The sequence below is a fragment of the Nocardia shimofusensis NBRC 100134 genome, from assembly GCF_001613125.1.
GTDB classification, from domain to species: Bacteria; Actinomycetota; Actinomycetes; order Mycobacteriales; family Mycobacteriaceae; genus Nocardia; species Nocardia shimofusensis.
Map to the genome: position 1 here is coordinate 382786 of NZ_BDBT01000002.1, position 10853 is coordinate 393638.

Consider the following 10853-nt stretch of genomic DNA (forward strand, 5'->3'; position numbering starts at 1 on the left):
CCACTGGACCGAGCCGCGCTCGGCCCGGCCGAGGTGACGGCCACGCTTGCCGATGAAGACACCCTCGGACGTGAGTACGCTCGGGCGAGGCGACTGTTGTCCGACACCCCGTGCGCCGCCGAGGCGCCGCGCAGCCGAAAGGAGGTCGGCCATGTCCGATCAGGCAAGGGAAATCACGCTCACCCGCAACGCGGACAAGAGCCGCTACGAGGTCTTCTACGGCGGCGAGCCGGCCGGTTTCGCCGAGTACGAGGAGAGCGGGGAGCGGACCGACTTCGTCCACACCGAGGTCGGCGACGCCTTCGGCGGCAAGGGGCTGGCCGGCGCGCTGGCGAAGTACGCGCTCGACGACGCGATCGCCCGCGGCAAGCGCATCGTCGCGACCTGCCCTTTTATCAAGGGCTACATCGACAAGCATCCCGAGTACGCCCCGAACCTGGTGGGCTGAGAGCGGGGCGTGTCGAGATGAGCGATCTGGATCCGCGCCCCGACGAGGCGCTGTGCACGCCGGCTCCCGGGCCCGGCCCGGTGACGGAATTCTTTCCCGCGCGTGAGGTGCCGCTCGGCGGCGTGCGCGGTGTCTACGTGGAACGAGTCCTGCCGCAGCGGGATCTGCCCACAGTGGGCGCCTGGTGCTTCCTCGATCATTTCGGCGCGCCGACGGTCACCAGGACCGAGGCCCCCTCGAATATCGATCCGCATCCGCATATCGGTCTGCAGACGGTCACCTGGCCGTTCGTCGGCCGCATCCGGCACCGGGACTCGGTCGGCTCGGATGTGGAGATCGAGCCGGGCCAACTGAACCTCATGACGTCCGGCCGCGGCATCGCGCACTCGGAGTACCACGCCACCGACGCGCCCGCGAGCGAGGGGCTGCAGCTGTGGATAGCGCTGCCCGCCCACAGCACCGGGGTCGCCCCGCATTTCGAGCAGCACCGCGACCTGCCCGTCCACGAAGCGCCGGGAGTACGGGCGATCGTGCTCATCGGCACCCTGGCGGGGCGGACCTCGCCCGCCAAGGCTTACACCCCGATCGTGGGCGCCGACATCCGCATCGAGCCCGGCGCGGAGGTGACGCTGCCGGTCGATCCGAGCTTCGAGCACGCGGTCCTGGTCGTCGAGGGCGAGGTGACGGTGGCAGAGGCACCGGTGAAGCCGGGCCCGCTGCTGTACCTGGGCAGCGGCCGTACCGAACTGCGGCTGAGCAGCGCCACCGGCGCCCATCTGGCCCTGATCGGCGGGGAGCCCTTCGAGGAAGAACTGGTGATGTGGTGGAACTTCGTCGGCCGCGGCCACGAGGACATCGTGGCGGCGCGCGCCGCGTGGGAGAACCGCGATACCGCGCGGTTCCCCGACATCGCGGGTCATCCTCCCGAGCAACGCATTCCGGCGCCGCCGATGCCTCCGTTGAACCTGAAGCCGCGTAAGCGCCGAATCGGCGACGCCGCGCGGGACTGACCGGCGCGGTTCCGCTTCCCGCATGTGCGCCCACCCGGTACGTTGACCGGCGATCCCGACAATACGGAAACCGGTATCCCCGGAAGCTCGACAGGAAGACCACATGCGAAGCAGCGCAATGACGATGGCGGCGGCGCTGGCCGCCGCGGCCATCGGCCTCACCGCGGCGGGTGCGCACGCCGAACCCGCACAGGACCGGCCCACCCAGAACGCCCCGGCGCCGACTCCCGATCTCCGGGGCAGCACCGGCGGCGTGGACTACCGGATGACGGTGACCGAGGACCACCGGGCCACCGTCACCGACATCACCGGCGGCCGTTTCGAACTCGTCCACGACGACCGGATCGTCACGATCAACGACGCCGACGGCCGCGTGCTGGCCGCCCTGCCGATGACCCTGCACATCCAGGACCACGACGTCGACCTGATCCCGACCGTCGACGAGGCGGGCACCCGGCTCACCCTCACCCCGGCCGAGCAGGCCGCGGCCCCGTTGCGCGACATCAGCTCCTACGAACGATTCCACGAGGCGACCCAGCGCGCGATGCCCGAGATCACCGCCGCCGCGGGCATCGGCGCGGCTATCGGGGCCCTGCTGGGCTTCCCGCTCGGACTGTTCGTCTTCGACTTCATCACCGTGCCGCTGGGCGCGGTGATCGGCGGCGTGGCGGGCGCCTTCGTCGGGCTCTACAACAGCGGCGGCCAACCGGCCGTGGACGCGGCGATCGCCTACCTGACCGGCCAACCCTGAGCGCGAGCGCCGTCGCCGGGCATCAGCACGGGCGTACCAATCCGAAACAAACTCTGGTCACAATCGCGGCAATGTGACTAAGCTGCTGTTCCGATTGCGTCAACGCATCAGACCGGGCTTCCGGAACCCCACAGGCACTCGGATCTTCTCGATCCGCCTTAAGCAAGAGGACACGCAGCCATGCTCAACTTCATCGCCCTCATCGACTCCGCCACCGCCAACTCGGTCGACAGCAACGTGCTCGTCAACAACTTCCTCAGCGCGTTCATCACCGGTTCGGCCGGCTCGCAGAGCAACAACGGCGGCGTCGCCGTCGGCTGAGCGCACTTCACGACAACGCACTTCGGCCCCCGCTCCGGTTTTCGGAGCGGGGGCCGATGTGTTCATGCCCTAGCGGATCAGCGGTAGTCGCTGAAGCCGTAGTCGTCCAGCGGCACCGCGGCGCCGGTGGAGGCGCCGAAGCTGTCCGGGCTGTAGTAGGTGTCGTCGTAGGACGGCACCGCGTACGCCGCGGCACGAGCCTCTTCGGTCGGCTGCACCTGGATGTTGCGGTAGCGGTTGATACCGGTACCGGCCGGGATCAGCTTGCCGATGATCACGTTCTCCTTGAGACCGATCAGCTTGTCGGAGCGGCAGTTGATCGCCGCGTCCGTCAGCACGCGAGTGGTCTCCTGGAACGACGCCGCCGACAGCCACGAATCGGTGGCCAGCGATGCCTTGGTGATACCCATCAACACCGGGCGACCCGCCGCGGGCTCGTTGCCCTCGGCGACGACACGGCGGTTGGCGGCCTCGAACTCGGCACGCTCGGTGAGCGAGCCGGGCAGGAACTCCGTCGCACCCGAGTCGATGATGGTCACGCGACGCAGCATCTGGCGCACGATCACCTCGATGTGCTTGTCGTGGATCGACACACCCTGCGAGCGGTAGACCTCCTGGACCTCGTGGACCAGGTGGACCTGCACCTGACGGGGGCCCATGATGCGCAGCACCTCGTGCGGATCCGCCGCGCCTTCCAGCAACTGCTGGCCGACCTCGACGTGGTCACCATCGGAGAGCAGGCGCTCGGAGCCGTCGTCGTGCTTGAACACACGCAGACGCTGACGCTTCGAGAGCTTGTCGTAGACGACTTCCTCGCTCCCGTCGTCCGGGATGATGGTGATCTTGTAGAAGCGGTCGTCGTCCTCGAGCCGCACCCGGCCGGAGGTCTCCGCGATCGGGGCCTTGCCCTTGGGGACACGCGCCTCGAACAGCTCCTGGACACGCGGCAGACCACCGGTGATGTCGTCGCCGGCGACGCCACCCTGGTGGAAGGTACGCATGGTCAGCTGGGTACCGGGCTCACCGATGGACTGGGCGGCGACGATGCCGACGGCCTCGCCGATGTCGACCAGCTTGCCGGTGGCCATCGAGCGGCCGTAGCAGGTGGCGCAGACGCCGGTGCCGGTGGTGCAGGTCAGCACGGAGCGGACCTTCACCTCGGTGATGCCGGCCTCCAGCAGCGCCTCCAGCGCCGGATCGCCCAGATCGGCGCCCTTGGCCACGATGACGTTGCCGTCGGCGTCGAGGGCGTCGGAGGCCAGGGTGCGAGCGTAGGTCGAGGTCTCGACATGCGCGTCGCGGATGATCGTGCCGTCGGCCTGCTTCTCCGCGATCGGCACCACGATGCCGCGCTCGGTGCCACAGTCGTGCTCGCGCACGATCACGTCCTGCGAGACGTCCACCAGACGACGGGTCAGGTAACCCGAGTCGGCGGTCCGAAGCGCGGTGTCGGCCAGACCCTTACGCGCGCCGTGGGTGTTGATGAAGTACTCCAGAACCGTCAGGCCCTCACGGAAGGAGGACTTGATCGGCCGCGGGATGAACTCACCCTTCGGGTTCGTCACCAGGCCCTTCATACCGGCGAGGGTACGGGTCTGGGTGAAGTTACCCGTGGCGCCCGAGTCGACGATCGTGATGATCGGGTTGTCGGCCGGGTAGTGCGCGCGCAGCGCCCTACCGACCTCCTCGGTCGCCTCCTGCCAGATCTTGACCAGGGCGTTGTTGCGCTCCTGGTGATCGAGCGCACCACGCTGGTACTTCTTCTCGATCTGATCCGACTGCGCCTCGTAGCGCTCCATGATCTCGGCCTTCTCCGGCGGAACGAGCACGTCCGACATGGAGACGGTGACACCCGAACGCGTGGCCCAGTAGAAACCGGCGTCCTTGAGCTTGTCGACGGTCTGGGCGACCACGATCATCGGGTAGCGCTCGGCGAGATCGTTGATGATCGTCGCCTGCCGCTTCTTGGGCATCGGCTCGTTGATGAACGCGTAGTCGGCGGGCAGCAGTTCGTTGAACAGCACCCGGCCCAGCGTGGTCTCGACGGTCCACGCGTCGCCGCGCTGCCAACCCTCGGGGAACAGCTCGGCCTCGACGTCCTTGGGCGGACGCTGCGTGGTCAGGCGGACCTTGATCATCGAGCGCACGGTCAGCTCGCCGCGGTCGACGGCCATCTGCGCCTCGGCGGGCGAGGAGTAGACGCCGAACTCCGGGGAGTCCGCGGTGGCGGGCCGGTACTGGCCCGGGGCGTTCTCGTCCAGGCGGGTCAGGAAGTACAGACCGGTGACCATGTCCAGACGCGGCATGGCCAGCGGGCGACCCGAGGCGGGCGAGAGGATGTTGTTCGACGACAGCATCAGGATGCGCGCCTCGGCCTGCGCCTCGGCCGACAGCGGCAGATGGACGGCCATCTGGTCACCGTCGAAGTCGGCGTTGAAGGCCTCACACACCAGCGGGTGCAGCTGGATGGCCTTGCCTTCCACCAGCTGCGGCTCGAATGCCTGGATGCCCAGACGGTGCAGGGTGGGCGCGCGGTTGAGCAGCACGGGGTGCTCGGCGATGACCTCTTCGAGGACATCCCACACCTGCGGGCGCTGCCGCTCCACCATCCGCTTGGCGGACTTGATGTTCTGCGCGTGGTTCAGATCCACCAGGCGCTTCATCACGAACGGCTTGAACAGCTCCAGCGCCATCAGCTTGGGCAGACCGCACTGATGCAGCTTGAGCTGCGGGCCGACGACGATGACGGAACGACCGGAGTAGTCCACGCGCTTGCCGAGCAGGTTCTGACGGAACCGGCCCTGCTTGCCCTTGAGCAGGTCCGACAGCGACTTGAGCGGGCGGTTGCCCGGACCGGTCACCGGACGGCCGCGACGGCCGTTGTCGAACAGCGCGTCCACGGACTCCTGCAGCATCCGCTTTTCGTTGTTGACGATGATCTCGGGTGCGCCGAGGTCGATCAGTCGCTTGAGGCGGTTGTTGCGGTTGATCACGCGGCGGTACAGGTCGTTCAGGTCGGAGGTGGCGAAACGGCCACCGTCGAGCTGAACCATCGGGCGCAGCTCCGGCGGGATCACCGGAACGGCGTCGAGCACCATGCCCATCGGTGAGTTGCCGTTGGACTGGAAGGCCGCGACGACCTTGAGTCGCTTGAGCGCGCGCAGCTTCTTCTGCCCCTTGCCGGAGCGGATGGTCTCGCGCAGCGACTCGGCCTCGGCCTCGATGTCGAAGTTCTCCATCAGCTTCTGGATGGACTCCGCGCCCATCGCGCCGGTGAAGTACTCGCCGTAGCGGTCGACCAGCTCGCGGTAGAGGACCTCGTCCACGATGAGCTGCTTGACCGACAGCTTGGTGAAGGTGGTCCAGATCTCGTCGAGCCGGTCCAGCTCACGCTGGGCGCGATCGCGCAGCTGACGCATCTCGCGCTCGCCGCCGTCCTTGACCTTGCGGCGGACGTCGGACTTGGCGCCCTCGGCCTCCAGCTCGGCCAGGTCGGCTTCCAGCTTCTGCGCGCGGGCCTCGAGGTCGGCGTCGCGCTGATCGGCGACGGCCTTCTTCTCGACCTCCATCTCGGCTTCGAGAGTGGACAGCTCGTTGTGGCGCAGTTCCTCGTCGACGGCGACGATCACGTAGGCGGCGAAGTAGATGATCTTCTCGAGATCCTTCGGCGCCAGGTCGAGCAGGTAGCCCAGGCGCGAGGGCACGCCCTTGAAGTACCAGATGTGGGTGACCGGCGCGGCCAGTTCGATGTGGCCCATCCGCTCACGGCGCACCTTGGCGCGCGTCACCTCGACGCCACAGCGCTCACAGATGATGCCCTTGAAGCGCACGCGCTTGTACTTGCCGCAGTAGCACTCCCAGTCCCGGGTGGGACCGAAGATCTTCTCGCAGAACAAGCCGTCCTTCTCCGGCTTGAGCGTGCGGTAGTTGATGGTCTCCGGCTTCTTCACCTCGCCGTAGGACCACTGGCGGATGTCGTCGGCGGTGGCCAGGCCGATCCGGAGTTCATCGAAGAAGTTGACGTCTAGCACGTAACTTCCTTTCCCCTGTGCGGGTCGAATTCGAGCAAGAGTTCACTAGTGAGGTCCGGCCGGGTTCCCCGGCCGAACTCGTATCGAGCGCGGGAGGGGCGCACGCACGACGTCGGCGTCCGCCCCGTCCGCCTAGTTCGCCAGATCGTCGACGGTGGCCGCTTCGTTCCTGGACAGGTTGATGCCCAGGTTCGCCGCGGCGCGCTCCAGATCCTCGTCCTCGCCTTCGCGCAACTCGATCGCGGCGCCGTCCGAGGACAGCACCTCGACGTTGAGGCACAGCGACTGGAGTTCCTTGAGGAGCACCTTGAACGATTCCGGGATGCCCGGCTCCGGAATGTTCTCGCCCTTGACGATCGCCTCGTAGACCTTCACACGGCCCACCACGTCGTCGGACTTGATGGTCAGCAGTTCCTGCAGGGTGTAGGCGGCGCCGTAGGCCTGCATCGCCCAGCACTCCATCTCACCGAAGCGCTGGCCACCGAACTGCGCCTTACCACCGAGCGGCTGCTGGGTGATCATCGAGTACGGGCCGGTCGAACGGGCGTGGATCTTGTCGTCGACCAGGTGGTGCAGCTTGAGGATGTACATGTAGCCGACGGCCACCGGGTACGGGAACGGCTCGCCGGAACGACCGTCGAACAGCACCGCCTTGCCGTTGTCGTCGACCATCCGCTCGCCGTCGCGGTTGGGCAGCGTCGAGCTGAGCAGACCGGTGAGCTCTTCCTCGCGGGCGCCGTCGAACACCGGGGTGGCGATGTTGGAGTTCTGCGGGGCTCCCCACATCTCCTCCGGCAGCGCCGCGGCCCACTCGGGGGTGCCCTCGACCTGCCAGCCCGCCTTGCCGATCCAGCCCAGATGGGTCTCCAGGATCTGGCCGATGTTCATACGACGCGGCACGCCGTGGGTGTTGAGGATGATGTCGACCGGGGTGCCGTCGGGCAGGAAGGGCATGTCCTCGGTGGGGAGGATCTTGCCGATGACGCCCTTGTTGCCGTGGCGGCCGGCCAGCTTGTCGCCGTCCTGGATCTTGCGCTTCTGCGCCACGTACACCCGGACCAGCTCGTTGACGCCCGGAGGCAGATCGTCGTCGTCCTCGCGGGAGAACACCCGGATGCCGATGACCTTGCCGGACTCGCCGTGCGGCACCTTCAGCGAGGTGTCGCGGACCTCGCGCGCCTTCTCACCGAAGATCGCGCGCAGCAGCCGCTCCTCCGGGGTCAGCTCGGTCTCGCCCTTCGGGGTGACCTTGCCGACCAGGATGTCGCCGTCGCGGACCTCGGCGCCGATGCGCACGATGCCGCGCTCGTCGAGATCGGCCAGCACCTCGTCGGAGACGTTCGGGATGTCCCGGGTGATCTCCTCGGCGCCCAGCTTGGTGTCACGCGCGTCGATCTCGTGCTCCTCGATGTGGATCGAGGTGAGCACGTCGTCCTCCACGAGGCGCTGCGACAGGATGATCGCGTCCTCGTAGTTGTGGCCTTCCCACGGCATGATCGCCACGAGCAGGTTCTTGCCCAGGGCCATCTCACCGTTCTCGGTGCACGGCCCGTCGGCCAGGACCTGGCCCTTCTCCACGCGCTGCCCCTCGTCCACGATCGGACGCTGGTTGGAGCAGGTGCCCTGGTTGGAGCGGTTGAACTTGCGCATGCGGTAGCTCTTGCGGCTGCCGTCGTCGGCCATCACGGTGACGTAATCGGCCGAGACCTCCTCGACCACGCCCGCCTTCTCGTTCACCACGACGTCGCCCGCGTCGACCGCGGCGCGCAACTCCATACCGGTGCCCACGATCGGAGCCTCGGAACGGATCAGCGGCACGGCCTGACGCTGCATGTTCGCGCCCATGAGGGCACGGTTGGCGTCGTCGTGCTCGAGGAACGGGATCATCGCGGTCGCGACCGAGACCATCTGGCGCGGTGAGACGTCCATGAAGTCGACCTCGGCGACCGCGACGTACTCCATCTCCTCGTTACCGCGGCGGCACAGCACCCGGTCGTCGAGGAAGGTGCCGTCGGGGCCGACCGGCGAGTTGGCCTGGGCACGCACGTGCCGGTCCTCTTCGTCGGCGGTGAGGTAGACGACCTCGTCGGTCACCCGGCCGTTCTCGACCCGGCGGTACGGGGTCTCGATGAAGCCGAACGGGTTGACCCGCGCGTACACCGACAGCGAGCCGATCAGGCCGATGTTCGGGCCTTCCGGGGTCTCGATCGGGCACATGCGGCCGTAGTGCGAGGGGTGCACGTCGCGCACTTCCAGGCCGGCGCGCTCACGGGACAGACCACCGGGGCCCAGCGCCGACAGACGGCGCTTGTGGGTCAGGCCCGACAGCGGGTTGTTCTGGTCCATGAACTGCGACAGCTGGGAGGTTCCGAAGAACTCCTTGATCGCGGCGACGACCGGGCGGATGTTGATCAGGGTCTGCGGCGTGATGGCCTCGACGTCCTGCGTGGTCATGCGCTCACGCACGACGCGCTCCATGCGCGACAGGCCGACCCGGATCTGGTTCTGGATCAGCTCGCCGACGGTGCGCAGACGACGGTTGCCGAAGTGGTCGATGTCGTCGACCTCGACGGGCACCTCTTCGCCGCCGGGCGCGGTCATCACCTTGTCGCCGGCGTGCAGGCGGACCAGGTACTCGATCGTGGTGACGATGTCGTCCTTGGTCAGCACCGAACCGGTGACCGGGACACCCAGGTTGATGCCGAGCTTCTTGTTGATCTTGTAGCGACCGACGCGCGCCAGGTCGTAGCGCTTCTCCTTGAAGAACAGGTTCTCCAGCAGGGTCTGCGCGGACTCCTTGGTCGGCGGCTCGCCCGGACGCAGCTTGCGGTAGATGTCCAACAGCGCCTCGTCCTGACCGGCGGTGTTGTCCTTCTCCAGGGTCGACATCATGATCTCGGAGAAACCGAAGCGCTCGGCGATCTCCTCGGTGCTCCAGCCCAGCGCCTTGAGCAGCACGGTGACCGGCTGACGACGCTTGCGGTCGATGCGCACACCGACGGTGTCGCGCTTGTCGACGTCGAACTCGAGCCAGGCGCCGCGCGAGGGGATCACGCGCACGCTGTGCAGATCCTTCTCGGTGCCCTTGTCGATGCTGTGGTCGAAGTAGACGCCCGGCGAGCGGACCAGCTGCGAGACGACCACGCGCTCGGTGCCGTTGATGATGAACGTGCCCTTGTCGGTCATCATCGGGAAGTCACCCATGAAGACCGTCTGGCTCTTGATCTCACCGGTGTTGTTGTTGATGAACTCCGCGGTGACGAACAGCGGAGCTGCGTAGGTCATGTCCTTTTCTTTGCACTCGTCGATCGAGGCCTTGACCTCTTCGAAGCGAGGATCGGAGAAGGACAGGGACATGGAGCCGGAGAAGTCCTCGATCGGCGAGAGCTCCTCGAGCACCTCCTCCAGTCCACCGACCAGTCCGACGTCGCCGCGAGCGGCGGCCCGCTCACGCCAATCCGGCGAACCGATCAACCAGGCGAACGATTCCGTTTGTAGATCGAGAAGACCGGGCACCTCCAAGGGTTCACGGATCTTCGCGAAAGACACCCGCTTCGGGGCTCCGGGGATTCCGGCAACTGCCTTGGTCTGGGTGGAGACTGCCAAGATGCGTCCTTCCAGCACCTCACGCGCGTCGCGTGGTGGTCCGCGACCGTCGCTTGCTTCTGCTACGAATTCCGCTGGTTACAACCCGAACGAAACTCGAACAGGCAACGACGGAAGTAACACCGGAAGGGTGGAACTCACGTGTGCGAATCGAGGTGTGGACAGGAGGCAGCCAGCGCAACGTCCAAGCTTACACCCCTGGGCACGGACATGTCAAAGTACCATCCGTGTGATCCAGCGCGCCCGTGGCGCGCCGAGCCTTCCCCGCTCCCCGTAACGCTGGCTGCGCCGGGAGCCGCGGAGTCGGTCGGACCGCCTCTGACAGCTATCACTGTTGTCCAATAGCGTGACGGGTCGGGCGAAACTCGTCAAGTGGCAGGGCCGGCCCACGCCCGCCGAGAAGGGCTGCGCCAGTGCGATTTCGCAGGTCATACGGGTTCGGCGAGCCGACATCGCACCCGGGCAGCGACGGCGGGCGCAACACCTCCCCTGACGAACAGAATGCCGGTGCGATTCGGAAATCGCACCGGCACACGGCATTTCGAGTACTGTCCCCGCCAGGCGGTCAGCTCTTGGACAGGTCCTGGCGGACGGTGGTGTCGTAGGAGTTGTCGGAGTAGGCGGGCAGAATCTGGGTGTCGTCGTTGCTCTCCAACGAGTCGCGGATGGCGGCCTGGGCGGCAGGC

At 67.1% G+C, this 10853-nt stretch carries 6 protein-coding genes; 4 read left to right on the forward strand and 2 right to left on the reverse strand.

Annotated features, from left to right (window positions below; all coding sequences use genetic code 11):
* Nucleotides 1–151 precede the first annotated feature (151 nt).
* From NS3_RS03705 to NS3_RS28865, 4 genes are all read left to right on the forward strand, one after another.
* A complete protein-coding gene (locus NS3_RS03705) occupies nt 152–448 on the forward strand; it encodes a GNAT family N-acetyltransferase (protein WP_067853458.1) in 297 nt (98 codons plus the stop codon).
* Nucleotides 449–465: 17 nt separating this feature from the next.
* Nucleotides 466–1458 (forward strand): pirin family protein, encoded by a 993-nt coding sequence (locus NS3_RS03710; protein ID WP_067853461.1) that lies wholly within the window; start codon nt 466–468, stop codon nt 1456–1458.
* A 103-nt stretch (nt 1459–1561) separates the two neighbouring features.
* Nucleotides 1562–2209 (forward strand): DUF8020 domain-containing protein, encoded by a 648-nt coding sequence (locus tag NS3_RS03715; RefSeq protein WP_067853464.1) that lies wholly within the window; start codon nt 1562–1564, stop codon nt 2207–2209.
* 180 nt (nt 2210–2389) lie between these two features.
* Entirely contained in the window at nt 2390–2530 is a 141-nt protein-coding gene (locus NS3_RS28865) for a hypothetical protein (RefSeq protein WP_157101150.1), read from the forward strand.
* A gap of 77 nt (nt 2531–2607) precedes the next feature.
* Here NS3_RS28865 and NS3_RS03720 read toward each other — a convergent pair whose 3' ends face one another.
* Complete coding sequence (locus NS3_RS03720; RefSeq protein ID WP_067853466.1) at nt 2608–6561, reverse strand: DNA-directed RNA polymerase subunit beta'; 3954 nt, start codon at nt 6559–6561, stop codon at nt 2608–2610.
* A 132-nt stretch (nt 6562–6693) separates the two neighbouring features.
* Nucleotides 6694–10185: a DNA-directed RNA polymerase subunit beta gene (gene rpoB / locus NS3_RS03725; protein WP_067853469.1), complete on the reverse strand. Its 3492-nt coding sequence runs from the start codon at nt 10183–10185 to the stop codon at nt 6694–6696.
* Nucleotides 10186–10853: the final 668 nt, after the last annotated feature.